This window comes from Salmonella sp. SA14318 (assembly GCF_029866905.1).
Lineage (GTDB): Bacteria > Pseudomonadota > Gammaproteobacteria > Enterobacterales > Enterobacteriaceae > Salmonella > Salmonella enterica.
Genome location: NZ_CP123282.1, coordinates 4,117,304 through 4,143,250, shown reverse-complemented (window position 1 = coordinate 4,143,250; position 25,947 = coordinate 4,117,304). Strand labels below are relative to the sequence as shown.

31 protein-coding genes are annotated in these 25,947 nt (G+C 53.1%); 20 read left to right on the top strand and 11 right to left on the bottom strand.

Annotation, left to right across the window (positions count from 1 at the left end; genetic code table 11):
- Positions 1-2: 2 nt before the first annotated feature.
- The 3 genes from QEN32_RS19760 to QEN32_RS19750 all read left to right on the top strand — a co-directional run bounded on the left by QEN32_RS19760 (position 3) and on the right by QEN32_RS19750 (position 3,514).
- Complete coding sequence (locus QEN32_RS19760; protein ID WP_001085605.1) at positions 3-641, top strand: DUF1190 domain-containing protein; 639 nt, start codon at positions 3-5, stop codon at positions 639-641.
- Positions 642-643: 2 nt separating this feature from the next.
- Positions 644-1,807 carry a glutathionylspermidine synthase family protein gene (locus tag QEN32_RS19755; RefSeq protein WP_000943934.1) on the top strand — a complete coding sequence of 388 codons (1,164 nt, stop codon included), beginning with the start codon at positions 644-646 and terminating at the stop codon, positions 1,805-1,807.
- 84 nt (positions 1,808-1,891) lie between these two features.
- Positions 1,892-3,514, top strand: a complete 1,623-nt coding sequence (locus tag QEN32_RS19750) for an isovaleryl-CoA dehydrogenase (RefSeq protein ID WP_265322048.1) — start codon at positions 1,892-1,894, stop codon at positions 3,512-3,514.
- 44 nt (positions 3,515-3,558) lie between these two features.
- Here the strand turns inward: QEN32_RS19750 and yjfN are convergent, their stop codons facing one another.
- Both yjfN and bsmA read right to left on the bottom strand, forming a co-directional pair.
- Positions 3,559-3,834, bottom strand: coding sequence for a DUF1471 family protease activator YjfN (gene yjfN / locus QEN32_RS19745; RefSeq protein ID WP_001518964.1), 276 nt, complete (start codon positions 3,832-3,834; stop codon positions 3,559-3,561).
- Between the two features lie 130 nt (positions 3,835-3,964).
- A complete protein-coding gene (gene bsmA / locus QEN32_RS19740) occupies positions 3,965-4,294 on the bottom strand; it encodes a biofilm peroxide resistance protein BsmA (protein WP_000586836.1) in 330 nt (109 codons plus the stop codon).
- A gap of 183 nt (positions 4,295-4,477) precedes the next feature.
- Between bsmA and yjfP the strand changes: the two genes are divergently transcribed.
- The gene (gene yjfP / locus QEN32_RS19735; RefSeq protein ID WP_000560303.1) at positions 4,478-5,227 is read left to right on the top strand and encodes an esterase; all 750 of its coding nucleotides are present in this window, start codon (positions 4,478-4,480) and stop codon (positions 5,225-5,227) included.
- Here yjfP and ulaR read toward each other — a convergent pair.
- A complete protein-coding gene (ulaR, locus tag QEN32_RS19730) occupies positions 5,224-5,979 on the bottom strand; it encodes an HTH-type transcriptional regulator UlaR (protein ID WP_001525301.1) in 756 nt (251 codons plus the stop codon). The genes yjfP and ulaR overlap by 4 nt on opposite strands.
- Before the next feature lie 104 nt (positions 5,980-6,083).
- The gene (ulaG, locus tag QEN32_RS19725; RefSeq protein WP_000049161.1) at positions 6,084-7,148 is read right to left on the bottom strand and encodes an L-ascorbate 6-phosphate lactonase; all 1,065 of its coding nucleotides are present in this window, start codon (positions 7,146-7,148) and stop codon (positions 6,084-6,086) included.
- A gap of 362 nt (positions 7,149-7,510) precedes the next feature.
- On the opposite strand from ulaG, the gene ulaA reads away from it, so the two are divergent.
- The 7 genes from ulaA (at position 7,511) to QEN32_RS19690 (ending at position 12,562) form a co-directional block, all read left to right on the top strand.
- Positions 7,511-8,908, top strand: a complete 1,398-nt coding sequence (gene ulaA / locus QEN32_RS19720; RefSeq protein WP_000404873.1) for a PTS ascorbate transporter subunit IIC — start codon at positions 7,511-7,513, stop codon at positions 8,906-8,908.
- A 15-nt stretch (positions 8,909-8,923) separates the two neighbouring features.
- Positions 8,924-9,229 (top strand): PTS ascorbate transporter subunit IIB, encoded by a 306-nt coding sequence (ulaB, locus tag QEN32_RS19715; protein WP_000218358.1) that lies wholly within the window; start codon positions 8,924-8,926, stop codon positions 9,227-9,229.
- A 9-nt stretch (positions 9,230-9,238) separates the two neighbouring features.
- On the top strand, positions 9,239-9,703 hold the full coding sequence (gene ulaC / locus QEN32_RS19710; protein WP_000776531.1) for a PTS ascorbate transporter subunit IIA: 465 nt from the start codon (positions 9,239-9,241) through the stop codon (positions 9,701-9,703).
- A 13-nt stretch (positions 9,704-9,716) separates the two neighbouring features.
- A complete protein-coding gene (ulaD, locus tag QEN32_RS19705; protein ID WP_000056761.1) occupies positions 9,717-10,367 on the top strand; it encodes a 3-keto-L-gulonate-6-phosphate decarboxylase UlaD in 651 nt (216 codons plus the stop codon).
- Positions 10,368-10,376: 9 nt separating this feature from the next.
- Positions 10,377-11,231 carry an L-ribulose-5-phosphate 3-epimerase UlaE gene (ulaE, locus tag QEN32_RS19700; RefSeq protein WP_000949530.1) on the top strand — a complete coding sequence of 285 codons (855 nt, stop codon included), beginning with the start codon at positions 10,377-10,379 and terminating at the stop codon, positions 11,229-11,231.
- Entirely contained in the window at positions 11,231-11,917 is a 687-nt protein-coding gene (locus QEN32_RS19695; protein ID WP_001727671.1) for an L-ribulose-5-phosphate 4-epimerase, read from the top strand. Before ulaE ends, QEN32_RS19695 begins: the two co-directional genes overlap by 1 nt.
- Before the next feature lie 87 nt (positions 11,918-12,004).
- Positions 12,005-12,562: a DUF1440 domain-containing protein gene (locus QEN32_RS19690; protein ID WP_000026294.1), complete on the top strand. Its 558-nt coding sequence runs from the start codon at positions 12,005-12,007 to the stop codon at positions 12,560-12,562.
- 53 nt (positions 12,563-12,615) lie between these two features.
- Here the strand turns inward: QEN32_RS19690 and yjfY are convergent, their stop codons facing one another.
- Positions 12,616-12,891, bottom strand: a complete 276-nt coding sequence (gene yjfY / locus QEN32_RS19685; RefSeq protein WP_000466074.1) for a DUF1471 family protein YjfY — start codon at positions 12,889-12,891, stop codon at positions 12,616-12,618.
- 386 nt (positions 12,892-13,277) lie between these two features.
- Between yjfY and rpsF the strand changes: the two genes are divergently transcribed.
- From rpsF to QEN32_RS19660, 5 genes are all read left to right on the top strand, one after another.
- Positions 13,278-13,673 carry a 30S ribosomal protein S6 gene (rpsF, locus tag QEN32_RS19680; protein WP_001216673.1) on the top strand — a complete coding sequence of 132 codons (396 nt, stop codon included), beginning with the start codon at positions 13,278-13,280 and terminating at the stop codon, positions 13,671-13,673.
- Positions 13,674-13,679: 6 nt separating this feature from the next.
- On the top strand, positions 13,680-13,994 hold the full coding sequence (gene priB / locus QEN32_RS19675; RefSeq protein ID WP_265322047.1) for a primosomal replication protein N: 315 nt from the start codon (positions 13,680-13,682) through the stop codon (positions 13,992-13,994).
- 4 nt (positions 13,995-13,998) lie between these two features.
- Positions 13,999-14,226 (top strand): 30S ribosomal protein S18, encoded by a 228-nt coding sequence (gene rpsR / locus QEN32_RS19670; RefSeq protein ID WP_000135199.1) that lies wholly within the window; start codon positions 13,999-14,001, stop codon positions 14,224-14,226.
- 41 nt (positions 14,227-14,267) lie between these two features.
- On the top strand, positions 14,268-14,717 hold the full coding sequence (gene rplI / locus QEN32_RS19665; protein ID WP_001196065.1) for a 50S ribosomal protein L9: 450 nt from the start codon (positions 14,268-14,270) through the stop codon (positions 14,715-14,717).
- 147 nt (positions 14,718-14,864) lie between these two features.
- Positions 14,865-15,791, top strand: a complete 927-nt coding sequence (locus QEN32_RS19660) for a DMT family transporter (protein ID WP_000381075.1) — start codon at positions 14,865-14,867, stop codon at positions 15,789-15,791.
- A 49-nt stretch (positions 15,792-15,840) separates the two neighbouring features.
- Here QEN32_RS19660 and QEN32_RS19655 read toward each other — a convergent pair whose 3' ends face one another.
- Positions 15,841-16,476 carry an OapA family protein gene (locus QEN32_RS19655; RefSeq protein WP_001119446.1) on the bottom strand — a complete coding sequence of 212 codons (636 nt, stop codon included), beginning with the start codon at positions 16,474-16,476 and terminating at the stop codon, positions 15,841-15,843.
- A 219-nt stretch (positions 16,477-16,695) separates the two neighbouring features.
- Here QEN32_RS19655 and fklB point away from each other — a divergent pair, with 219 nt between their 5' ends.
- Both fklB and cycA read left to right on the top strand, forming a co-directional pair.
- Positions 16,696-17,316 (top strand): FKBP-type peptidyl-prolyl cis-trans isomerase, encoded by a 621-nt coding sequence (fklB, locus tag QEN32_RS19650; RefSeq protein ID WP_000235161.1) that lies wholly within the window; start codon positions 16,696-16,698, stop codon positions 17,314-17,316.
- Between the two features lie 295 nt (positions 17,317-17,611).
- Entirely contained in the window at positions 17,612-19,021 is a 1,410-nt protein-coding gene (cycA, locus tag QEN32_RS19645) for a D-serine/D-alanine/glycine transporter (protein ID WP_265322046.1), read from the top strand.
- 111 nt (positions 19,022-19,132) lie between these two features.
- Here the strand turns inward: cycA and ytfE are convergent, their stop codons facing one another.
- The 3 genes from ytfE to QEN32_RS19630 all read right to left on the bottom strand — a co-directional run bounded on the left by ytfE (position 19,133) and on the right by QEN32_RS19630 (position 21,792).
- On the bottom strand, positions 19,133-19,795 hold the full coding sequence (gene ytfE, locus QEN32_RS19640; protein WP_000331471.1) for an iron-sulfur cluster repair protein YtfE: 663 nt from the start codon (positions 19,793-19,795) through the stop codon (positions 19,133-19,135).
- 102 nt (positions 19,796-19,897) lie between these two features.
- A complete protein-coding gene (locus tag QEN32_RS19635; RefSeq protein WP_265322045.1) occupies positions 19,898-20,863 on the bottom strand; it encodes a DMT family transporter in 966 nt (321 codons plus the stop codon).
- A gap of 80 nt (positions 20,864-20,943) precedes the next feature.
- Positions 20,944-21,792 carry an SDR family oxidoreductase gene (locus QEN32_RS19630; protein ID WP_265322044.1) on the bottom strand — a complete coding sequence of 283 codons (849 nt, stop codon included), beginning with the start codon at positions 21,790-21,792 and terminating at the stop codon, positions 20,944-20,946.
- Positions 21,793-21,879: 87 nt separating this feature from the next.
- On the opposite strand from QEN32_RS19630, the gene QEN32_RS19625 reads away from it, so the two are divergent.
- Entirely contained in the window at positions 21,880-22,266 is a 387-nt protein-coding gene (locus tag QEN32_RS19625) for a helix-turn-helix domain-containing protein (protein ID WP_001201294.1), read from the top strand.
- A gap of 57 nt (positions 22,267-22,323) precedes the next feature.
- Here the strand turns inward: QEN32_RS19625 and QEN32_RS19620 are convergent, their stop codons facing one another.
- Positions 22,324-24,267: a bifunctional 2',3'-cyclic-nucleotide 2'-phosphodiesterase/3'-nucleotidase gene (locus QEN32_RS19620; RefSeq protein ID WP_265322043.1), complete on the bottom strand. Its 1,944-nt coding sequence runs from the start codon at positions 24,265-24,267 to the stop codon at positions 22,324-22,326.
- 267 nt (positions 24,268-24,534) lie between these two features.
- Here QEN32_RS19620 and cysQ point away from each other — a divergent pair, with 267 nt between their 5' ends.
- A complete protein-coding gene (cysQ, locus tag QEN32_RS19615; RefSeq protein WP_000893398.1) occupies positions 24,535-25,275 on the top strand; it encodes a 3'(2'),5'-bisphosphate nucleotidase CysQ in 741 nt (246 codons plus the stop codon).
- Here cysQ and QEN32_RS19610 read toward each other — a convergent pair.
- Complete coding sequence (locus QEN32_RS19610; protein ID WP_000175298.1) at positions 25,265-25,822, bottom strand: YtfJ family protein; 558 nt, start codon at positions 25,820-25,822, stop codon at positions 25,265-25,267. The two genes, cysQ and QEN32_RS19610, sit on opposite strands and share 11 nt — an antisense overlap.
- Between the last annotated feature and the right edge of the window lie 125 nt (positions 25,823-25,947).

Here is a 25,947-nt window from a genome sequence, read left to right as displayed (position 1 = left end):
TCATGGCAAAAAAACGAAAATCCAGAAGCACATCCGGCGTAGGCCATTCGGCAATAAGACGGATAGCCGAACCGGTCAATCCCTTTGAGCGGCAACGAAATCGCTACACGCCAAAATACCTGACGCTGGCGATTATGGGCGGAGCGGCCTTTTTTCTCCTGAAAGGGTACGGTGACGGCAGCAATAGTGACAACGACGGCGATGGGACGTTTTACGCCACGGTGAACGACTGTATTGACGATGGCAATAGCGCCAGCGTTTGCGCTGACGGCTGGAATAATGCGAAAACAGAATTTTACGCTAATGTGCCTAAGCAATTGACGCAGGAGCGCTGTCAGTCGCAGTTTGGCGATTGCTACTTTGATATCACCGAGCGGAGCTGGGTTCCGGTATTAAGCGGCTTTTTACTCAGCCGCGCGATTCGTCAGAACCGTGATGAACAATACATCTATAGCAGCGGCGGTTCATCTTACGTCTCCCGTCCCGTCTGGCGCACCACATCCGGCGATTATGCGTGGCGCAGCGGCACAGGGAAAAGCGATACCGCGACCAGCCCTGGTTATATCACACGGAAAGCGTCCACCGTCTCCCGCGGCGGCTATGGTCGTTCTTCCAGCGCCCGCGGGCACTGGGGAGGCTAACCATGCTACGACATAACGTACCGATACGCCGGGATCTGGATAAGATCGCCTGCGATCACGGTTTTGACTTTCATGTTATCGATAACGAAATTTACTGGGATGAAAGCCGGGCCTACCGTTTTACATTACGGCAAATTGAAGAACAGATCGAAAAACCGACCGCAGAGCTTCATCAGATGTGTCTGGAGGTTGTCGAGCGGGCCGTCCGGGATGAGCAGATCATGCAGCAGCTGGCGATCCCGCCATTGTACTGGGATGTCATCGCCGAAAGTTGGCGCAGCCGCGATCCTTCGCTTTACGGGCGGATGGATTTCGTCTGGTGCGGCAAAGATCCGGTTAAATTGCTGGAATACAATGCGGATACGCCGACGTCGCTCTATGAGTCCTCCTACTTTCAATGGCTATGGCTGGAGGATGCCCGTCGTAGCGGCGCCATCCCGCGTGATGCCGATCAATACAACGCGATACAGGAGCGGCTGATCGCCCGCTTCAGCGAGCTGTACAGTCGGGAACCGCTCTACTTTTGCTGTTGTGAAGATACCGACGAAGATCGCACGACGGTGCTGTACCTTCAGGATTGCGCGCAGCAGGCGGGCCAGGAAACGCGATTTATCTATATTGAAGAACTGGGGCTTGGCGTAGGCGGCGTGCTGACCGATCTGGACGATAACGTGATTCGCCGCGCCTTTAAGCTCTACCCGCTGGAATGGATGATGCGCGACGACAACGGCCCGCTGTTGCGAAAACGGCGTGAGCAATGGATTGAGCCATTGTGGAAAAGTATTCTGAGTAACAAAGGGCTGTTGCCGTTATTGTGGCGCTTTTTCCCTGGCCATCCGAATCTGCTGCCGGCCTGGTTTGAGGGCGAAAAATCGCTCGCAGCGCCAGGTGAAAGCAGCGTGCGGAAGCCGATTTATTCACGTGAAGGCGGCAACGTCACGATTTTCGACGAGCGGCAAAATGTTATCGATCATGCCGACGGCGACTACGCTGACGAGCCGATGATTTACCAGGCGTTTCAGCCTTTGCCGCGCTTTGGCGATAGCTATACGCTGATTGGCAGTTGGATCATTGACGATGAAGCCTCCGGAATGGGGATTCGCGAGGACAATACGCTGATTACCAAAGACACTTCCCGTTTCGTCCCACATTATATTGCCGGTTAATCATACTTTTGTGATCTTGCTCCGGCGTCAATGGCGCAGTCATGACCATACTTGACTTCAGCGCCATTGAAGGAGGGAGACACCATGTCCTGGCAAACACATACCGTTTTTAATCAACCAGCTCCGCTCAATAACAGCAACTTATTCCTGTCTGATGGCGCGCTATGTGAAGCGGTTTCCCGGGAAGGCGCGGGATGGGATAGCGATCTTCTCGCCAGCATTGGCCAACAACTGGGAACGGCGGAATCACTGGAACTGGGGCGTCTGGCGAACGCGCATCCTCCTGAGTTGCTGCGTTACGATCCCCAAGGACAGCGCCTGGATGACGTTCGCTTTCACCCCGCCTGGCACCTGTTGATGCAGGGGCTTTGCGCTAATCGGGTACATAACCTGGCCTGGGAGGAAGAGGCAAGGGCGGGAAGTTTTGTCGCCCGGGCGGCGCGTTTTGTATTACATGCTCAGGTAGAAGCGGGAACACTCTGTCCTGTCACGATGACCTTTGCCGCGACACCGTTGCTATTGCAGATGCTTCCCGCCACTTTCCATGACTGGCTGGCGCCGCTGCGCAGCGATCGCTACGATTCGCATTTGCTGCCGGGCGGGCAAAAACGGGGCCTGCTTATCGGCATGGGAATGACGGAAAAGCAGGGCGGATCGGACGTACTCAGTAATACGACCCACGCGGAGCGGCTGGCGGATGATTCATATCGGCTGGTGGGACATAAATGGTTTTTCTCTGTGCCGCAAAGTGATGCGCACCTCGTGCTGGCGCAGGCAAAAGGAGGACTATCCTGTTTCTTTGTGCCGCGTTTCCTGCCAGACGGGCAACGGAACTCTGTTCGTCTTGAGCGCCTGAAAGATAAACTCGGTAATCGATCTAATGCCAGCGCCGAAGTCGAGTTTCAGGATGCCGTCGGCTGGCGGCTGGGAGAAGAGGGCGAAGGGATTCGGCATATCTTAAAGATGGGCGGTATGACGCGTCTTGATTGCGCGCTCGGGAGTCATGGCTTAATGCGGCGCGCATTTTCAGTCGCGATTTACCATGCTCATCAGCGTCAGGCTTTTGGTAAGCCGCTGATCGAACAACCGTTGATGCGACAAACCTTAAGTCGTATGGCGCTATGCCTGGAGGGGCAGACGGCGCTTTTGTTTCGGCTGGCGCGCGCCTGGGAGCAACGTCGCGAGGCGAAAGAGGCATTATGGGCGCGATTATTCACGCCAGCGGCGAAATTCGCCATCTGTAAGCAGGGAATCCCTTTTGTGGCTGAGGCGATGGAGGTTCTCGGCGGGATGGGGTATTGCGAAGAGAGCGAACTCCCGCGCCTGTACCGTGAAATGCCGGTGAACAGTATCTGGGAAGGGGCCGGCAATATCATGTGTCTGGATGTACTTCGGGTGCTGACAAAACAACACGGCGTCTATGACGTATTGAGTGAGGCTTTTGCGGAAGTCAAAGGCCAGGATCGCCATTACGACCGCGCGGTACGTCAGCTACAGCAACGTTTACGCAAACCGGACGAAGCAATGGGCAGAGAGATTACGCAGCAGCTTTTCTTGCTGGGATGCGGAGCGGAAATGCTGCGTCATGCCTCGCCGCCGCTGGCGCAAGCGTGGTGTCAGATGATGCTGGATACACGCGGCGAAATGCCGCTGCCTGCCCAGGTGCAAAATGATTTACTGTTAAGGGCGACCGGGGGACTGCGGTAACGTTTGACCTGTAGTACATGCCATCCGGCGCGAGCCACGCGGCATCAGGCATAGAGTATCGCCTGTACGCGCCAGTTATCCGACTGTTGTTCTTCATACATTTGAATAATTCTGTACCAGGACGCACCCTGTTCATCGGCTTTCAGGGCGATAATCCGCTCCACATCCTGTGGGTTTCCTGCAACATTACTGACCGAGATCAGGCCGATTTCATTCAGACCCGTTACGCAGTCAGCACTGGCGAATTCGGCAGACTGTGCCGTCGTACTCACCAGTCCGGCAGAAAGCAGCAGTGAGGATAAGGCAAGTTCTTGTTTCATCGTCAGCTCCTTATTACATACCCCGCATTTAACAGGACGCTCCATCACGGTAAACCTGTTTGTTTATTGTGCACAGGTAAACGCATAGGGACGCAAAGCAATGTAAAACTGACTAAAAATCAATCTACTGTTATTGACGATACAAAATGGCTTGTGAATACCACTGGCCGGTTACAACCGTTTCATCAACCATTAAGATAACGTAATAATCGGCTTTCGCAGCGACGGCTTTCGCTCTGATTTCATCTATTGCATCATCCGGGGAGCCCCGAACCAGCGCGCTTACGGTCCCCATCCGCTGTAGTCCTTGCGTTTGATCGCGACGGATTTCCTGCGGGTGATCGGCGACAGGCGGTGCAGGTTGCGGCGTACCCTGCAGCACGCTACACGCGCTTAATAACAGCGCTGCTATCAATGAAGCAAACCGACGCATAACTCTATCTCGTTTCCTGATAATCATAGTGTAATGCCTTATTGATTTCCCTTTAGGGGGAATGTTCCCGAAGTGTTACCTGTCACGCGATTTTCGAATGAAAACGTTGCGAAAGCGTAACCCAGTTCTCAAACATTATGAATTATTGCGCTATCCATAAACTTGCGTTAAGTATTTCTCCGTGGCATACCGGATAAAAAGGAGAGAATAATGATAGCGATTGAAACACGACAATTAGCCGGAGGCGTCGTACTACATGCCTTCCCGGAAGGGAAACGCGCCGTGCCGCTTCCCTGTGTGGTGTTCTATCATGGCTTCACCTCCTCCAGCCTGGTTTATAGTTATTTTGCCGTTGCCCTGGCACAGGCAGGATTCCGGGTAGTCATGCCGGATGCGCCGGAGCATGGCGCTCGCTTCGGCGGCGACTCACAGGGACGAATACACCGATTCTGGCAGATTCTGCACCAAAACATGCAGGAATTTACGACGTTACGTGCGGCGATTCAGGCGGAAAACTGGCTACTTGACGGGCGGTTGGCGGTGGGCGGCGCATCCATGGGCGGTATGACGGCGCTGGGCATTATGACGCGTCACCGAGAGGTAAAATGCGGGGCCAGTTTAATGGGGTCGGGCTATTTTACCGGGCTCGCCCGGACGCTTTTCCCGCCGTTATCCCCGCAGAACCCGGCGCAGCAGGCGGAATTCGACAATATCATCGCGCCGCTACGTGAATGGGAAGTCACACACCAGTTAGAGCGACTGGCCGACAGGCCGCTTCTGTTGTGGCATGGTCAGGAGGATGACGTGGTGCCTGCTATCGAAACCTTCCGGCTCCAGCAGGCACTCGCCGCGGCGAAGCTGGATAAGCATGTGACCTGTTTATGGGCCGCAGGCGTGCGGCATCGCATTACGCCAGAAGCGTTGTCGGCGACGGTAGCGTTTTTCCGACAGCATCTTTAAACGCGGAGTATGTTTACACCCTGGGCTTCAAGCTGTTGCAAAACCTGCGGATTGGCATTTTTGCCGGTAATCAGCATAGCGATCTGATCGGCGCGGCTGAACAGCATTCCCGCGCGCTCGCCAATTTTACTGCTATCGACCAGCGCGACCAGTTTCCCGACGACGCTGAGCATTTTTTGTTCCGCCATGGCGGTTAGCATATCGGTCTTGTACAGGCCATCCGCGGTTAAGCCCTTTCCGCTGGTAAACATCCAGTGGCCAGCATAGAGACTGTTTTCACTTCCCTGCGGGCTCAGGGTAATCGACTGGCTTTTGTTGTACTGCCCCCCCATGATAATCACGCTGTCATGCTCTTGATCGATCAGATAATTCGCCAGCGGCAGATAGTTGGTAATGATCTGTACCGGCTTCCCGCACATTTCGCGCCCCAGCAGGAAAGCGGTGGAGCCGCAGTTAATCACTACGCTTTCACCTGGGTTTACCAGCTGCGACGCCGCTTTCGCGATGCGTACTTTTTCATCGTGGTTTTGCGCCTGGTGCAGATTCATCGGCGTCCAGCGGGGCCGCTGTTGGGTTATGGCCTCTGCGCCGTTGCGCACTTTTTTAAGTTTCCCGCTTTCGTCGAGCTTGTTGATGTCGCGGCGCGCTGTCGCCGGGGAGATCCCCAGACGCTCAATCACGTTTTCGACGGTAACAAAGCCCAACTGTGCCAGCATATCCAGCAGTATTTGATGTCTTTGTGCTTCAGTCATGAGCTATTCCGATACAAATTGATTTGAAAAGATGATATTTGAAATAGCCTGGAAATACTAAAGTAAATGGAAAAAATGCCGGGTAATCCCGGCATGATATCGACTCACAGGAAGGATTTGAACGGTAGATCGGGTTCAATGGTAAAGCAATCGTCAAACCCACGCGGATAGTGGTATTCGAAATTGTCTTTATCCAGCGGCCAGGTAAACTTGCCGCCAACCTGCCAGATAAACGGTTTAAAACCATACTTCAGGCGATCTTTCTTCATTTCCCATAGCACGCGGATCTCTTGCGGATCGGCCTGGAAGTTCGACCAGATATCGTGATGGAACGGGATCACCACTTTGGTATTCAGCGATTCCGCCATGCGTAAAATATCCGCGCTGGTCATTTTGTCCGTAATACCGCGCGGGTTTTCACCGTAAGAACCGAGCGCGACATCAATTTGATGTTCGTTGCCGTGTTTCGCGTAGTAGTTGGAATAGTGAGAATCGCCGCTGTGATAGAGATTGCCGCCCGGCGTTTTAAACAGATAGTTAACCGCGCGTACATCCATGCCGTCCGGCAGTACGCCAGCGGCTTTCTGATCGGCGGGCAGGGTGATTAATGCGGTGCGGTCAAAGGCATCAAGCGCATGAATTTCAATATCTTTCACTTTCACGACATCGCCCGGTTTTACCACGATGCAGCGTTCTTTCGGCACGCCCCAGCCAACCCATAAATCCACGCAGGTCTGCGGGCCGATAAACGGAACATCATCGGCGCAATTCTGCATTACGGCAGCCGCGACATTGACGTCAATGTGATCGTTATGGTCGTGGGTCGCCAGTACGGCGTCAATCTGACGGATAGCGAAAGGATCGAGAACAAACGGCGTGGTGCGCAGGTTAGGCTGTAATTTTTTGACGCCAGCCATACGCTGCATCTGATGGCCGGTTTTCATCAACGGGTTACCGTGGCTCTGTTTACCGGTACCGCACCAGAAATCGACGCATACGTTAGTGCCGCCTTCAGATTTTAGCCAGATACCGGTACAGCCCAGCCACCACATAGCGAACGTACCCGGCGCGACCTGCTCTTGCTCAATCTCTTCGTTCAGCCAGCTTCCCCACTCCGGAAACGTGCTCAGAATCCATGATTCACGCGTGATGCTTTGTACTTTACTCATCGCATTTACCTTCATGTTTGTTCAAAATGGTTCAAAACGTGATTTGTTTTGATTAATCCTGACACTATTTTCTCAAGAAGGCAATGGGCTATTTTTTGACTTTTGGGTAGAGGAGAACGCAGCCAGAAGAAAATTTAATCTTTTCTGGCGTCATGGGGATGTATTCATCTTTATGATTTTACTTATTTTAATGAAGAAATGAGTTATTTATAAGTAAACCATGTATTAAGTGTGCTAATTATTTGCGCGCTACGTCACATTTAATCAAATTCAATCTTGTTGTGATTACTTTTGAAAATTACAGTGGAGGGACATTATTCTGAGCGCCTGCGACTCAGCAACCTTGTCTACCGGAGATCGTTATGGAGATCCTCTACAACATCTTTACCATTTTTTTTAATCAGGTAATGACCAATGCCCCGCTATTACTGGGTATTGTGACCTGCCTGGGCTATATCCTGCTGCGTAAAAGCGTCAGCGTGATCATCAAAGGGACGATCAAAACCATCATTGGCTTCATGCTGCTACAGGCCGGGTCCGGCATTCTGACCAGCACCTTTAAACCGGTGGTGGCGAAAATGTCTGAGGTCTACGGCATCAACGGCGCGATTTCCGATACCTATGCTTCGATGATGGCAACGATCGAACGGATGGGTGATGCGTATAGTTGGGTAGGCTACGCGGTGTTGCTCGCGCTGGCGCTGAATATTTGTTACGTCTTGTTGCGACGCATTACCGGTATTCGCACCATCATGTTGACCGGGCACATCATGTTCCAGCAGGCGGGGCTGATTGCGGTCTCTTTCTATATCTTCGGCTATTCCATGTGGACCACCATTATCTGCACGGCGATACTGGTTTCCCTGTACTGGGGTATTACCTCCAACATGATGTACAAGCCGACTCAGGAAGTGACCGATGGCTGTGGTTTCTCCATCGGTCACCAGCAGCAGTTTGCTTCCTGGATTGCCTATAAAGTTGCGCCGTTCCTGGGCAAAAAAGAGGAAAGCGTTGAAGACCTCAAACTGCCGGGCTGGCTGAACATTTTCCATGACAACATCGTCTCCACGGCGATTGTAATGACCATCTTCTTTGGTGCCATTCTGCTCTCCTTTGGTATCGATACCGTACAGGCGATGGCGGGTAAAACCCACTGGACAATCTATATCCTGCAAACCGGTTTCTCCTTTGCGGTGGCGATCTTCATCATCACCCAGGGCGTGCGTATGTTTGTCGCCGAGCTCTCTGAGGCCTTTAACGGTATCTCCCAGCGTCTGATTCCGGGCGCAGTACTGGCGATTGACTGCGCCGCTATTTATAGCTTCGCGCCGAACGCGGTGGTCTGGGGCTTTATGTGGGGCACCATCGGTCAGCTGATTGCGGTTGGCATCCTGGTTGCCTGCGGCTCCTCGATCCTGATTATTCCTGGCTTTATCCCGATGTTCTTCTCTAACGCCACTATCGGCGTGTTCGCTAACCACTTCGGCGGCTGGCGTGCGGCGCTGAAAATTTGTCTGGTGATGGGGATGATTGAAATCTTTGGTTGCGTCTGGGCGGTGAAACTCACCGGTATGAGTGCCTGGATGGGTATGGCGGACTGGTCGATTCTGGCACCGCCGATGATGCAGGGCTTCTTCTCCCTCGGTATCGCCTTTATGGCCGTCATCATTGTAATTGCACTGGCTTATATGTTCTTCGCTGGCCGCGCACTGCGCGCAGAAGAAGATGCAGAAAAACAACTGGCAGAACAGTCTGCTTAATAAGGAGTTTTGATTATGACCGTACGTATTCTGGCTGTGTGTGGCAACGGACAAGGCAGTTCCATGATCATGAAAATGAAAGTGGACCAGTTTTTAACCCAATCAAACATTGACCACACGGTAAACAGCTGCGCGGTTGGCGAGTACAAAAGCGAGTTGAGCGGCGCGGATATCATCATCGCTTCTACCCATATTGCAGGCGAAATCAGCGTGACCGGCAACAAATATGTGGTCGGCGTGCGCAACATGCTCTCTCCAGCTGACTTCGGCCCGAAACTGCTGGAAGTGATCAAAGAACATTTCCCGCAAGACGTGAAGTAAGGATGCAACATGAAATTACGTGATTCACTGGCGGAGAATAATTCTATCCGCCTGCAGGCTGAAGCGAATACCTGGCAGGAAGCCGTCAAGATCGGCGTCGATTTACTGGTGGCTGCCGACGTGGTGGAGCCGCGCTATTACCAGGCGATTCTGGATGGCGTTGAGCAGTTTGGCCCCTATTTTGTGATTGCCCCCGGCCTGGCGATGCCGCATGGCCGCCCGGAAGAAGGGGTGAAGAAAACCGGTTTTTCTCTGGTGACCCTGAAAAAGCCGCTGGAGTTCAACCACGAAGATAACGACCCGGTCGATATTCTGATCACCATGGCGGCGGTAGACGCCAATACCCACCAGGAAGTGGGCATCATGCAGATCGTCAACCTGTTTGAAGACGAAGCTAATTTTGACCGTTTACGCGCCTGCCGCACCGCGCAGGAAGTCCTGGATCTCATTGACCGCACCAACGCGGCAGCTTAAGAAGGAATTGAAAATGTCATTACCAATGTTGCAGGTCGCGCTGGACAACCAGACTATGGATAGCGCCTATGAAACCACTCGTCTGATTGCCGAAGAAGTCGACATTATCGAAGTGGGCACCATTCTGTGCGTTGGCGAAGGCGTGCGCGCCGTTCGCGACCTGAAAGCGCTCTATCCGCACAAAATTGTGCTGGCGGACGCCAAAATTGCCGATGCCGGTAAAATCCTCTCCCGTATGTGTTTCGAAGCCAATGCGGACTGGGTGACGGTCATTTGCTGTGCGGATATCAACACCGCAAAAGGCGCGCTGGATGTGGCGAAAGAGTTTAACGGCGACGTGCAGATCGAACTGACCGGTTACTGGACCTGGGAACAGGCGCAGCAGTGGCGCGATGCGGGCATTCAGCAAGTGGTTTATCACCGCAGCCGTGACGCGCAGGCCGCAGGCGTGGCGTGGGGCGAGGCGGATATTACCGCGATTAAGCGGCTCTCCGATATGGGCTTTAAAGTGACCGTGACCGGCGGACTAGCGCTGGAAGACCTGCCGCTGTTCAAAGGCATTCCGATCCATGTCTTTATCGCGGGGCGTAGCATTCGCGATGCCGAATCGCCGGTAGAAGCCGCACGGCAGTTCAAACGCTCCATTGCCCAACTGTGGGGCTAAGGAGCGGCTATGCTGTCGAAACAAATTCCGCTCGGCATCTATGAAAAAGCGCTCCCTGCCGGGGAGTGCTGGCTGGAGCGCCTGCGGCTGGCGAAAACGCTGGGTTTTGACTTTGTTGAAATGTCGGTGGACGAGACCGACGCCCGACTGGCGCGGCTCGACTGGAGTCGCGAGCAGCGTCTGGCGCTAGTGAGCGCGGTTGCTGAAACCGGCGTGCGCGTGCCGTCCATGTGTCTGAGCGCGCATCGTCGTTTTCCGCTCGGTAGCGAAGATGACGCGGTACGGGCGCAGGGGCTGGAGATTATGCGTAAAGCGATTCAGTTTGCGCAGGACGTTGGGATTCGCGTCATTCAACTGGCGGGGTACGACGTTTACTATCAGCAGGCCAACGACGAAACGCGTTGCCGTTTCCGCGATGGGTTAAAAGAGAGCGTTGATATGGCCAGCCGCGCCCAGGTGACGCTGGCGATGGAGATCATGGATTACCCATTGATGAATTCCATCAGTAAAGCGCTGGGCTATGCTCACTACCTCAATAACCCGTGGTTCCAGCTCTATCCGGATATCGGCAATCTGTCTGCCTGGGATAACGACGTACAGATGGAGCTACAGGCGGGAATCGGGCATATCGTCGCGGTACACGTCAAAGATACTAAACCCGGCGTGTTCAAAAATGTGCCGTTTGGCGAAGGCGTTGTCGATTTCGAACGCTGCTTCGAAACGCTCAAACAGAGTGGCTATTGCGGGCCCTATCTGATTGAGATGTGGAGCGAAACAGCAGAGAACCCGGCGGCAGAGGTAGCGAAAGCGCGTGACTGGGTGAAAGCGCGCATGGCCAGCGCCGGTCTGGTGGAGGCAGCCTAATGCAAAAGCTCAAGCAGCAGGTATTTGACGCTAACATGGATTTGCCCCGTTATGGACTGGTGACGTTTACCTGGGGCAACGTCAGCGCTATCGATCGCGAACGCGGATTGGTGGTGATTAAGCCAAGCGGTGTCGCCTATGAAACCATGAAGGTAGATGACATGGTGGTGGTGGATATGGATGGCAAAGTGGTGGAGGGACGTTATCGTCCTTCTTCCGATACCGCTACCCATCTGGCGCTGTATCAACGCTATCCGTCGCTTGGCGGCGTCGTTCATACCCACTCCACCCACGCCACGGCATGGGCGCAGGCGGGGATGGCTATTCCGGCGCTCGGTACCACGCACGCGGACTATTTCTTTGGCGATATTCCTTGTACCAGAGCGTTAAGCGAAGAAGAAGTGCAGGGCGAGTACGAGCTGAACACCGGTAAGGTGATCATCGAAACGCTGGGCGAGGTGGAACCGCTGCATACGCCAGGTATTGTCGTGTATCAACACGGGCCGTTCGCCTGGGGGAAAGATGCGCACGATGCGGTACATAACGCGGTGGTCATGGAGGAAGTGGCAAAAATGGCGTGGATTGCGCGCGGCATTAACCCGGCGCTGAATCCCATCGACGGTTATCTGATGAATAAACACTTCATGCGTAAGCATGGCCCGAATGCGTATTACGGGCAGAAGTAAAACAACGCTCCGGGATCCTATCCCTCAGGGATGTAATTGGTCAGATTCCGGAGCTTCTTTCATAACACTCTATAGAATCATACTACTGTGTCTATCAACGGATTGTTTGTTAAAACTGACCCACAGCGGCGTCGGTATGGAGTAGCTGCGTTAATTGGTTTTGCAGCGGGTATTATTTCAGCATTTGTAAAATGGGGCGCGGAAGTTCCTTTACCGCCGCGAACGTTTTCCGGCGGGCGCGATGAGTTTAATCCACCGTATATTTTTTTGCGGGATTATTTAGGCATTGACCCAACACAAACGGTTTATACCTTTTCTGAGCATGTTATTAACCCTGTGATGGTAACTCATATTATCTTTTCGCTGGTATTCGCAATAGGTTACTGCGTCGTCGCGGAAATTTTCCCTAAAGTTAAATTATGGCAGGGGATACTGGCGGGGCTGATTGTTACGGTTGTCGTGCATGGCATATTCTGCCCGGCGCTGAACTTAACGCCTCCGCTTACACAACTTCCTTTTGACGAGTACGCTTCTGAAATTCTGGGACATGTATTTTGGTTTTGGGTGATTGAATTAATGCGCCGCGATCTGCGAAACCGCATAACGCATGAGCCGGATGCCGAAGTGCCATTAACAACCCGATAAGCGAAAAAAAATGCCCCCTGACCAGGGGGCAAAACTATGGCATTTTCCTGATACTAGCGATAAATCTCCGCGCTGGCATGCATGTTGCCGTTACTACCGGGCTCCCGTAACAAAATCGGGTGGTAGTACATTGCGCCTCGCGCATCAGTTTCTTCTTTCAGCGCCTGGCGGGCCTCGCTTTCAGTCGCGAAATTATGGTTTATGTAAATCACGCCTAAGCTCTGTATATCGTCCATATTTCTGGCCTGACGATTATCAATTTCAATGGCTGCCATTGTATTTACGCTGAGCAAAAATCCAGCCAGAAGGGGGAAAATACGGAAGAACATAGTGACCTCCTCGGCGGCGGTTGCTGACCTGGCCCTGCCTCCTTTTTTGTGAACCTCTGATGTTATTTTAATCGCTACCAGCAGGAGCGATAGCGACCATTTCTGATGCAGTTGTTCAAAAAATTACCGCATTTCCCGCTGATGCCTGATAAATCGTCAACTCGCTAGCTGTTATGGTGGTTAACAGGTCGGTATCTCATCCTTAATCTTTTACATTTCAGAACTGATCGGCAGGCACATAAATAATCGAACTATTGCCTTGAGTTTCGCCGGGCGTGTCAGTATTATAACGCGTCATTTTTCAGCCGACCTTTAACACGTTCCTTGCCTCCATGGGCCGCGGCTGACCCAGACAGGAGGCTGAATAATCCGTAAGGAGCAATTCGATGCGTCATTACGAAATCGTTTTTATGGTCCATCCTGACCAGAGCGAACAGGTTCCGGGCATGATCGAGCGTTACTCTGCCGCCATCACTGGCGCAGAAGGCAAGATCCACCGTCTGGAAGACTGGGGCCGCCGTCAGCTGGCTTACCCGATCAACAAACTGCACAAAGCGCACTACGTTCTGATGAACGTTGAAGCGCCGCAGGAAGTGATCGATGAGCTGGAAACTACCTTCCGCTTCAACGATGCCGTTATCCGCAGCATGGTTATGCGTACTAAGCACGCTGTTACCGAAGCTTCTCCGATGGTTAAAGCGAAAGACGAGCGCCGTGAGCGTCGCGATGATTTCGCTAACGAAACCGCAGATGATGCTGAAGCTGGGGATTCTGAAGAGTAATTTCTGATGACCAACCGTCTGGCGTTGTCCGGCACCGTGTGCAGGGCCCCCTTTCGAAAGGTCAGTCCATCAGGAATTCCGCATTGCCAGTTCGTGCTTGAGCATCGTTCTGTGCAAGAGGAAGCCGGCTTTCACCGGCAGGCGTGGTGCCAAATGCCCGTTATTGTTAGCGGACACGAAAACCAGGCCATTACTCACAGTATAACGGTCGGCAGCCGCATAACCGTTCAGGGGTTTATTTCTTGCCACAAGGCAAAGAACGGTCTGAGCAAAATGGTTCTGCATGCCGAGCAGATTGAATTGATAGATTCTGGAGACTAGCCATATGGCACGTTATTTCCGTCGTCGCAAGTTCTGCCGTTTCACCGCGGAAGGCGTTCAAGAGATCGACTATAAAGATATCGCTACGCTGAAAAACTACATCACCGAAAGCGGTAAGATTGTCCCAAGCCGTATCACCGGTACCCGTGCAAAATACCAGCGTCAGCTGGCTCGCGCTATCAAACGCGCTCGCTACCTGTCTCTGCTGCCGTACACTGATCGCCATCAGTAATCGGTCACGGTCCATTAATACGACTTTGAGAGGATAAGGTAATGCAAGTTATTCTGCTTGATAAAGTAGCAAACCTGGGTAGCCTGGGTGATCAGGTTAACGTTAAAGCGGGCTATGCTCGTAACTTCCTGGTACCACAGGGTAAAGCTGTTCCGGCTACCAAGAAAAACGTTGAATACTTCGAAGCACGTCGCGCTGAACTGGAAGCTAAACTGGCTGACGTTCTGGCTGCTGCAAATGCACGCGCAGAGAAAATCAACGCCCTGGAAACCGTTACTATCGCGTCTAAAGCAGGCGACGAAGGTAAACTGTTCGGTTCCATCGGTACTCGCGACATCGCTGACGCTGTGACTGCAGCTGGCGTTGACGTGGCTAAGAGCGAAGTTCGTCTGCCGAACGGCGTTCTGCGTACCACTGGCGAACACGAAGTGAACTTCCAGGTTCACAGCGAAGTATTCGCAAAAGTTATCATCAACGTGGTTGCTGAGTAATCAGTCATTCTCGTTTTTGCTAGCAACGAAACGTCGGCCCAGCGCCGACGTTTTGCTTTTTTAACCCCATCGCTTTTCGACTGGCTATCTCCCCCTCTTTTCGCGATAATCAAAAATAAAACATTATTTTAATTTCTTGGTGAAAGAATGGATACCCAACGCCAGGCCTCCCCGTTTGCCCGCAAAAACGTCGTTTATGTGTGTGCCGCATTTTGTTGCCTGCTATGGGGCAGCGCTTATCCAGCCATCAAAAGTGGTTATGACCTCTTTCAGATAGCCACCGACGATATCCCTTCTAAAATTGTTTTTGCTGGTTATCGTTTTTTGTTTGCGGGTGGGTTGCTGCTACTGTTCGCGCTGCTTCAGCGTAAACCGATTGGTCGGTTTCGTCCGCGCCAGTTTGCTCAGTTAACGTTACTGGGGCTGACCCAGACGTCGCTGCAATATCTCTTTTTCTATATCGGCCTTGCGTTTACCTCCGGCGTGAAAGGCTCAATCATGAACGCGACAGGCACATTCTTCAGCGTATTGCTGGCGCACTTTATTTATCAGAACGACCGATTGAGCTACAACAAAACGCTCGGCTGTATTCTGGGCTTTGCGGGCGTCATGGTGGTGAACGTCAGCAATGGCCTGGATTTCAGCTTTAATCTGCCGGGAGAAGGCTCCGTGGTGCTGGCGGCGTTTATTCTTTCTGCGGCCACGTTGTATGGCAAACGTCTCTCGCAGACGGTCGATCCGATGGTCATGACTGGCTATCAATTGGGGATTGGCGGTCTGGTTCTGGTCATTGGCGGTTACGTTTTTGGCGGTACGCTGACGATACATGGCTTCTCGTCGGTGGCGATTTTAGTCTACCTGACGCTGCTCTCGTCGGTCGCTTTTGCGCTATGGAGCATTTTACTCAAATATAATCGCGTGGGGATGATTGCGCCGTTTAACTTTCTGATCCCGGTTTCTGGCGCGGCTCTTTCGGCTATTTTTCTCGGCGAGAATATATTGGAGTGGAAATACATGATTGCGCTGGTGCTGGTGTGTTCGGGGATTTGGTGGGTGAATAAGGTGAAGCGGTAATGCTTCACCTGAACGAATAGGGTATAGGCGGGGTAAGGCGCAGCCGGCGTTACTGTGCGCGAATAAAACTGCCGTCAGGCTGACGCGTAAACAGCACCTGTTGACCGTTATCGCCATCTATCGTTAAACCTGTCACCACCCCGCTGGCATTCTGGCGAATTTTAATCATTTGACCATTTTTGAGATTACTCAGCGGCTTGCCAGCGCCTTCTACCTGCGCCATTGCATAAACGTCTGTCGGGGGCAGTCCGTGGTCACGGAACAGTTGCGCCAGAGTTTTACCAGGCTCTACCCGGTACGAGCGCCATTGTTGACCGATGCCGCTATCCTGCTGGAAAGGCTGCGTCTGCGGCTGGTTTTGTTCTTCCGGCTGGCCTTCCTGGATAGGTTCCGGCGCAACGGGCGCCACCTGATCCGGATCGTTTTGCGGCGCGACCAGTTGCGCCTGAAGCTGGGCCTCCGTCGGCGGCTGTGATTGCGATTGCAGATCCAATTGCGCTTCCCGCGTGACGACAGGCGAGTCGCTGGTCTCGCTGGCGGGCAGCAGGAAGCCGATCACCAGCACGATAGCGGCAATGATAATGCCACGACGATGCATAGGCGGCAGCGGCTCCATGATGCGAAAATTATCCGGCGCGTGCCAGATTTTCGCCAGGGTTGGTTTTAATTCAAAGCGCCCGGGCATGGTTTACCTCCTGCTCCGCATCTCGTTCCTTAATCATAGAGTATAGATGGCTAACGCTATGATACTGGTAGTGCTATCCGCTTTCGTGACATCAATACGGATAATCTATTGTTTCTTTTTCCCTGCGATTTGTCATCCTCCCTGAGACAAAGTTTTACCAGAAGAAGCGTGGCTGTTATGCTGCCCGCTACTTTTTTGATATCCAATGAAGGAAAAATAATGGCCACCCCGACTTTTGACACTATTGAAGCGCAAGCGAGCTACGGTATTGGTTTGCAGGTAGGGCAGCAGCTCAGCGAATCCGGTCTTGAAGGGCTGTTGCCTGAAGCGCTGGTTGCAGGCATTGCTGATGCGCTGGAAGGTAAACACCCGGCGGTTCCTGTTGATGTGGTGCATCGTGCGCTGCGTGAAATTCATGAGCGTGCGGACGCGGTGCGTCGTGAGCGTTTCAAAGCAATGGCGGCCGAAGGCGTGAAATACCTGGAAGAAAACCGCGAAAAAGACGGTGTGAACAGTACTGAATCTGGTTTACAGTTCCGCGTTCTGACGCAGGGCGAAGGCGCGATTCCGGCGCGTACCGACCGCGTACGCGTGCATTACACCGGTAAGCTTATTGATGGCACCGTATTTGACAGCTCCGTCGCGCGCGGCGAACCGGCTGAATTCCCGGTAAATGGCGTGATCGCCGGCTGGATTGAAGCGCTGACTCTGATGCCGGTAGGTTCCAAATGGGAACTGACTATCCCACAGGAGCTGGCCTATGGCGAGCGTGGGGCCGGGGCATCTATTCCGCCATTCAGCACCCTGGTGTTTGAGGTGGAACTGCTGGAAATTCTGTAAGCGCTCCGGGTTTGCCGGATGACGGCGTAAACGTCTTATCCGGCAACCCTGACTTCAGTAGATGCCAATATTTTATTTTGCAAATGGCGTCGTTACGTGTATTTTTGTGAGCTAATTCGCATTATCAAAGTGATATAACACTCATTTTAAACATAAAATTAACATTGTATTTGAATCTTAGTATTCATCCCGCCGATTCTTACCTAATATCGATGAGTCCTGACAACAGGATCGTCGTATCATAGACCAAAGGCCGTAGAGCCCGCACAACACAGACAGGTACAGGAAGAAAAACATGGTAGATCAGGTAAAAGTCGCAGCCGACGAACAGGCTCCGGCTGAACAGTCGCTACGGCGCAATCTTACAAACCGTCATATACAGCTTATCGCTATTGGCGGCGCTATTGGTACCGGTCTGTTTATGGGATCGGGTAAAACGATCAGTCTCGCCGGGCCGTCGATCATTTTTGTGTATATGATCATCGGTTTTATGCTTTTTTTCGTGATGCGCGCCATGGGGGAATTGCTGCTCTCGAATCTGGAATATAAATCGTTTAGCGATTTTGCTTCCGACCTGCTTGGCCCCTGGGCGGGATATTTCACCGGCTGGACGTACTGGTTTTGCTGGGTAGTGACCGGTATGGCTGACGTGGTGGCGATTACCGCCTACGCGCAGTTCTGGTTTCCCGGCCTTTCCGATTGGGTCGCCTCGCTGGCGGTAGTGATCCTGCTGCTAAGCCTCAACCTCGCCACCGTTAAAATGTTTGGTGAAATGGAATTTTGGTTTGCTATGGTCAAAATCGTCGCCATCGTGGCGTTGATTGTGGTCGGGCTGGTGATGATTGCGATGCACTTTAAATCGCCGACCGGCGTTGAAGCGTCTTTCGCGCATCTGTGGAATGACGGCGGCTGGTTCCCGAAAGGTATTAGCGGGTTCTTTGCTGGTTTCCAGATTGCGGTGTTCGCCTTCGTGGGCATTGAGCTGGTCGGTACTACCGCCGCAGAAACTAAAGATCCGGAAAAATCGCTGCCGCGCGCGATTAACTCAATACCGATCCGTATCATCATGTTCTACGTCTTTGCGCTGATTGTCATTATGTCGGTGACGCCGTGGAGTTCCGTGGTGCCGAATAAGAGCCCGTTCGTTGAGCTGTTTGTACTGGTGGGTCTGCCTGCCGCCGCGAGCGTGATCAACTTTGTTGTGCTGACCTCGGCGGCGTCTTCCGCCAACAGCGGCGTCTTCTCGACCAGCCGTATGCTGTTTGGCCTGGCGCAAGAAGGCGTGGCGCCAAAAGCGTTCGCTAAGCTATCGAAACGCGCGGTACCGGCGAAAGGCCTGACCTTCTCCTGTATCTGCCTGCTGGGCGGCGTGGTTATGCTGATGGTCAACCCGAGCGTGATTGGCGCATTCACCATGATCACTACGGTTTCGGCTATCCTGTTTATGTTTGTCTGGACCATCATTCTGTGTTCATACCTGGTGTACCGCAAAAAGCGTCCCCACCTGCATGAAAAATCCATCTATAAGATGCCGCTCGGTAAGCTGATGTGCTGGGTCTGTATGGCGTTCTTTGCGTTCGTGCTGGTATTACTGACGCTGGAAGACGATACGCGCCAGGCGCTGATCGTGACGCCGCTGTGGTTTATCGCGTTGGGTCTGGGCTGGCTGTTGATAGGTAAGAAACGGATGGCGGGGATGCGTTAATTGTTTTGCCCGGTGGCGCTGGCGCTTACCGGGCTTACAGCGTAGCGTTGATTTGTAGGCCGGATAAGGCGCAGTTTACAGCCGCCATCCGGCAAAATGCCCGGCTGGCGATTATTCCCCGGCCAGCGCGCGTGGGAACAGCACGTTATTCTCCAGGCTGATGTGCTCCATCAGATCATCAATCATCTCATTAATGCCGTTATACATCGCTTTCCAGGTGGTACACGCTTCTGGCGGCGGCGTTACATTTTGGGTGACGTGTTTGATGACGTCTACCAGCTCTCCCGCCTCGTCATGCTCGCTTTCCATTACGCTTATCGGGCCCGTTGCCTGGCGACCCATACCCTGTTTGATCATTGGGAACAGGATCTGTTCTTCTTTCATCATATGGCTGGAAAGCTCTTCATGCAGCGCGGTGAGATATTTTGTCAGGCCGCGTGGGACGTTTGGCTTATCCGCGTGGACGCGTTCCACTTTGGTTGCCTGCAGGATAAGCTCCGGCAGTTGCTCGCGATGTCGGTCATGATAGCGCACCACGATATGGTCAATAATGTCCGCCAGCGGAACGGCGCGCCAGTCTTTTTCGATGGGCTGTTCAGCCAACTGCGCCAGTTGCGCTTCAATGATGTCAATATCGACGTCGTGACGCGCGGCGGCGCGCGCCAGCGTCTGTTTTCCGCCGCAGCAGTAATCCATATCGTACTGGCGAAACAGCGCCGATGCGCGGGGAATAGAGAGCGCCAGTTCGCCTAAAGGTTGATCGCGATAAGCCATAGCCGTTACCTCATTTGCAATAATATAAGTTGTATTTTAAATGCATCTTTAAGGCAAGGCTATAACTCTTTCGGGGTGCGTATAATTTAAGCGAGTATGAAATTAGCGTTCCGTGACCGGAACGACGGTCGCTTTTTCCGGTTTCGCTCTCACGGCAATGGCCACGCCCGCCACCAGGAGCGCAATGCCGCTTAACGTCAGGAATGGCGGGATTTCCTGGCGCAGAATGAAGGTATAGAGCAGTCCCGCCAACGTCTCAAAAACAATCAGCGGCCCTAAAATAACGGTTGGCAATTTTTGGCTGGCGATATTCCAGCACAGCGCGCCCACCCAGGAACACAGCACCGCGATGGCGATCATCAGACCGATAAACAGCGCGGGATGCGGGCCAAAGGGCAGGGTAAACAGCGGTTTCTGGATACTCAGCCACAGACAGACCGCCGCATAGCCGATTAACGAGACCGGCAGCGTAACCAGCGCCTGCGCCGTTGCCCACATCATGGGATGTTTGTCGGGATTTTCCCGCAGCCAGCGGGCGTTGCGCAGCGCATACCATGCCCAGCACGCTACGGAAATCAGCGCCAGCACAATGCCTGAACCATAGCGCCAGCCGCTAACATCGGATAATCCCTGACTAAGTTCAGCAATATTGACGCACAGCAGGCCAAAACCGATAAGCGCCAGCGCGGGCGCTAAACGCCGCCAGGATAATCTGCCGTCTCGTTGGCTATAGAGAATGTTAGCGAAAAGCGGAATGACGACCGGCAATGTCCCGATGATCATCGTCGAAACCGGCGCGCCGGTTCGCTGAATGGCGCTGGCGAGGCAGGCGTAATAGATTACATTGCCCATCAGGGTCAGCGACAGGGCGGTGGACCAGTCTTTGCGCGTCAACTGGCGTAACCGCGTGCGGCCTAGCCAGGCAATCGGCAGGGCAATCAGCCCCAGCGCCAGATAGCGTCCCATTGACTGTAAGAGGGCCGGGTAATCCGGCACGATTAACGGGCCGACGAAAATCAATCCCCACATTAGCCCTGCCAGCAGGGCGTATAGCACGCCGCTAATCATCAGATTCTCCTCATAAACCGTTCCGTCATTATCAGAGAAGGTCTATGAGGATGCCACATAAATTAACTAAATTTTAACACTTACAGTACGGAGCGAAGGTTTTCTGTGAGCGTCGTCGTCGGGCGACCGATGAGTTTACGCAGCGTATGGCTGTCATCAAACAGGCCGCCTTTCGCCGCGCCAGCGTCAGAATTGGCCAACATATCCGCCAGTCCGTCAGGCAGGCCTGCGCCTTTCAGCGCGGCGGCAAAATCGACTTCGCTCAGGTTCTGGTAGACGATTTTTTTTCCGCTCTGATGAGTAAGTTCATCCGCCAACTGGCTTAATGTCCAGGCGTCATCACCCGCCAGCTCGTAAACATTCCCGGCGTGACCCTCTTCATGGATGACGCGCGCGGCGGCGGCGGCATAGTCAGCGCGCATTGCGGAGGCGATTTTCCCTTCTCCCGCTGCGCCAATAAAGACGCCATGCTTCAGCGCGGCAGGGACGCTCGCCAGGTAGTTTTCCGTATACCAGCCGTTACGTAATAGCGTGTGAGGAATACCTGACTCAGCCAGCATTTTTTCCGTTTCAATATGTTCATCGGCGAGCGCCAGCGGCGATTTATCCGCATGTAGCAGGCTGGTATAGGCGATGAATTTCACCTTCGCGGCAATGGCGGCCTGAATGACGTTGCGGTGCTGCGCGGTGCGTTGTCCCACTTCGCTGGATGATATAAGCAGCAGTTTATCAACGCCCTGTAAGGCGGTGGTCAGCGCGGCTTCGTTAGCGTAATCCGCCTGGCGAACGGCAATCCCGCGCTGACTGAGCGGGGCGGCTTTTTTCGGGTTACGGACGATCGCGATGAGGTGACTGGCGGGCGTCGTTTTTAGCAGGTTTTCAATAACGTGTTGGCCCAGTTGGCCTGTTGCGCCAGTGATAGCAATCATGGTGAACTCCTCAGTGTTGGTCTTGTGTTTTATTACGCTACCACCTAAACTTACTTTTAGTAAGTACGTACAAAAAGGTAAGTATCAATGCGCGCTCATACTCTTTCCCGGCAGTTGCGTGAAGGCAATCTCTTTGCTGAACAGTGCCCGTCCCGTGAGGTGTTAAAACATGTCACCAGTCGCTGGGGCGTACTGATTCTGGTCGCGTTACGCGACGGTACACACCGTTTTAGCGACCTGCGTCGCAAGATGGGAGGCGTGAGTGAAAAGATGCTGGCGCAGTCGTTACAGGCGCTTGAACAGGACGGATTTCTCAACCGGGTGTCATATCCAGTTGTTCCGCCGCATGTAGAGTACAGCCTGACGCCGCTTGGCGAGCAGGTGAGCGATAAAGTCGCCGCGCTGGCGGACTGGATAGAACTGAATTTGCCCCAGGTATTGGCGCAGCGGGACCGTTTATCAGATGACGGCTAGCGCTTTATTCGGCCTGCCAGTCAGGCCGAATAAACGCAGCGCCATACGGGACACACGTTACTTGCTTAAATCCACCTGATAAATGGCAAAACCGATATCATCGACGGCAACCTTCTTCATCGGATACTGCCCTTTCGCTTTAATGAAGGCAGCGGCTTTATCGCCTGGCGATGTTTCAAAGCGGATATCCAGCGCCGTATCGCTGTGGATTGGCGCCAGACGCCAGTTATTATCCGCCGCCGGATGGATTTCGCCCGCGCGTTTTGACTCTGCGCCAATCCATGCCGCCAGCACGGCGCGATTTTCATCCGGAGACGCAAAGGCGATATGGCTGTCGCCCGTGCCGGCAAACTTGCCGCCGTAAGCGCGATAGTTATTCGTGGCGACCAGGAACGTAGCGTTCGGGTCGACAGGCTTACCGTTAAAGGTCAGGTTTTTAATACGTTCCGCCTGCGGATTCACCATCTGGCATTCGCCATCATAGCGGGCGGGCTGTGACACATCGATTTGATAATTCACGCCGTCAATGACATCGAAATTATAGGTGCGAAAGCCATCCCAATTGATCAACGATTGCGGTTTGTTGCTGTGAATATCAATCTGATTAAATTGTCCGGCAGAACATTCCAGCCACTCTTTTACCTCCTTGCCGCTGGCTTTCACCACCACCAGCGTATTCGGATAGAGATAAAGATCGGCGGCGTTACGGAAGGTCAACTGGCCTTTTTCCACCTCGACAAAGCTGGCAGGATCGTTCTTACGCCCGCCAACTTTAAACGGCGCGGCGGCGGACAGCACCGGCAGTTTCGCCAGATCCGGATCGCCCTGAATAAAGTGTTCCACATACGCTTTTTGCGCGTTATTCACCACCTGTACGGTAGGATCGTCCTGCACCAGAGCAAGATAACTGTACATGTTATCGGCGGACTTGCCGATGGGCTTGCTGACAAACTCGCGGGTGGCATCGTGATCGGCTTTCAGAATATCGACCAGCTTACTGTCTTCCGCTGCCAGCGACTTTTTAGCGGCGGCGTCATAGATAGGCCGCGCTTCCGCTTTCGCCTGCGTAACCTGCCATTTGCCGCTGTCGTTATTGAGCACCAGATCGACTACTCCCAGATGGTCGCCCCACATGCCAGGCATTACCGCAGGAATGCCGTTAAGCGTACCTTTGGCGATATCCGCGCCTTTGATGTCGGCAAAATCTTTACCGGGGAAGACGGCATGGGCGTGGCCAAACATAATCGCGTCGACGCCGGGAACTTCACTGAGGTAATAAACCGAGTTTTTCGCCATGCTGTGGTACGGATCGGCAGAAAGGCCTGAATGAGCAATGACTACCACGATATCTGCGCCTTTCTCGCGCATTTCGGGCACATATTTCCGGGCGGTTTCCGTAATGTCATTGACGGTAACTTTGCCGCTCAGGTTCGCTTTATCCCAAATCATGATTTGCGGCGGGACAAAGCCGATATAGCCGATTTTCAGGGTTTGCGGGTTGCCGTCTTTATCAATAACGTTCGTCTCTTTAATCAGATAAGGCGTAAAGAGCGGCTTTTGGGTTTTAACGTCGATAATATTGGCGTTAACATAAGGGAATTTCGCGCCAGCCAGCGCGTTATGCAGATAGTCCAGACCATAATTAAACTCATGGTTGCCGAGGTTTCCAACCGCGTAATCCAGAGTGTTGAGCGCTTTATAGACCGGGTGAACGTCACCGTCTTTGAGCCCTTTTGCCGCCATATAATCGCCCAGAGGGCTCCCCTGAATCAGGTCGCCGTTATCCACCAGCACGCTGTTTTTGACTTCATTTCGGGCGGCATGAATCAAACTTGCGGTACGTACCAATCCGAATTTTTCGGTTGCGGTATCCTTGTAATAATCGAAATCCATCATGTTGCTATGTAAATCAGTAGTTTCCATGATGCGGAGATCGACGGTGGCCGCATTCACGCTGGCGGCGATCAGCGTAGCCAGAAGCGTTGCACTAAACTTAATCATCAGAGGCACCTTTTAAGAACGCAATAGAAAAGCCGGATAGTGAAAAATAGCGATGATAAACAGTGAAACCCGATATCGTTCCGACCGTCGCCAGAAGAAGGCGAAACCGCCCCATCTGGCCGATTTTTTGCGAGTGTTCACAGAAGGGTGAATCATGCCATGAAAGGTATTATCAAAACCGCAGACGGTATCACAGTTGGCGGAACCCTTAACGATCGGGTATAAGTAAAACAACGAGTTAACGCCCCCGTCATAAAGAGGTGGAGAATGTTAGAACAAGTATGCCAGCTTGCACGGAACGCGGGCGATGCCATTATGCAGGTTTATGATGGAGCCAAACCGATGGAGTACGCCCGCAAGCAGGACGATTCTCCAGTCACTGCGGCGGATATCGCCGCACATACCGTGATTCTCGAAGGGTTACGCACGCTCACGCCGGATATTCCGGTGCTTTCAGAAGAAGATCCGCCTGCCTGGGAAGTGCGCCAGCACTGGCAGCGCTACTGGCTGGTCGATCCGCTCGACGGCACCAAAGAGTTCATCAAGCGCAATGGCGAATTCACGGTCAATATCGCGCTGATTGAGCAGGGCAAACCGGTGTTGGGCGTGGTCTATGCGCCGGTGCTGAAAGTGATGTACTACGCGGCGGAAGGTAAGGCCTGGAAAGAGGAGTGCGGAGTGCGTAAGCAGATTCAGGTCCGGGATGCCCGCCCGCCGCTGGTGGTGATTAGCCGTTCGCATACGGATGATGAACTCACCGAATATCTCCAACAGCTTGGCGAACATCAGACAACTTCTATTGGTTCCTCGCTGAAATTCTGTCTTGTGGCGGAAGGCCAGGCGCAGCTTTACCCCAGATTTGGGCCGACCAGCGTCTGGGACACTGCCGCAGGTCATGCCATTGCTGTTGCAGCCGGGGCGCACGTTCACGACTGGCAGGGAAAAACGCTGGACTATACCCCTCGTGAGTCGTTCCTTAACCCCGGCTTCCGGGTGACTATTTACTGAGGAGCTTATGCAGCAGGTCGACCACCTGCTGTACCTCTTGCTGGGTTAACGCGCCATCTTTCACCCATTGAACCCGACCGTCTTTGTCAAGCACGATGACGGCGGACCCCTCTTCTTTTAATTGCCAGGCGTTACGCGCCACGCCATTGCTGTCGACAATAAATTGCGACCACGGGTAGAGCTTTTTATTACTTTCTATACTGCTACGCACGAACATACCGGAGCCTGGGATCGCATCATCGGTGTTCACAATTGTGGTCGTCTGGTATCTGTCATGCGGGAGCTTGGCTGATTTAATCGCTTCAATCAGCGTGGCGTTTTTTTCCTTCGCTGACGTTCGACCCGCAATGTGCAGCAGGACGCGCACTTTTCCCGCCAGCTGCGCGCTATTCCAGTTTTTATAACTAAACTCATCTTTATTCAACGTCAGTTCGCCACGGTCGGCAATGCCTACCGGCGGCACCCGTTGGTTAACTTCAAGTTTATGCGCACAAGCCATTATGGGGAGTAGCAGACACGACATCGCCAGAATTTTACGTAGGGTCATGGTCATTCCTTCTTTATTTTTTTGCAGGTGATCCGACCACTTTGGGCCGATAGTTAATCATATGTGCGATTGATGCTTTTTCCCGCAAAGGGGATGCCAGTTTGCGGGCGGGCGCACACTTCCTG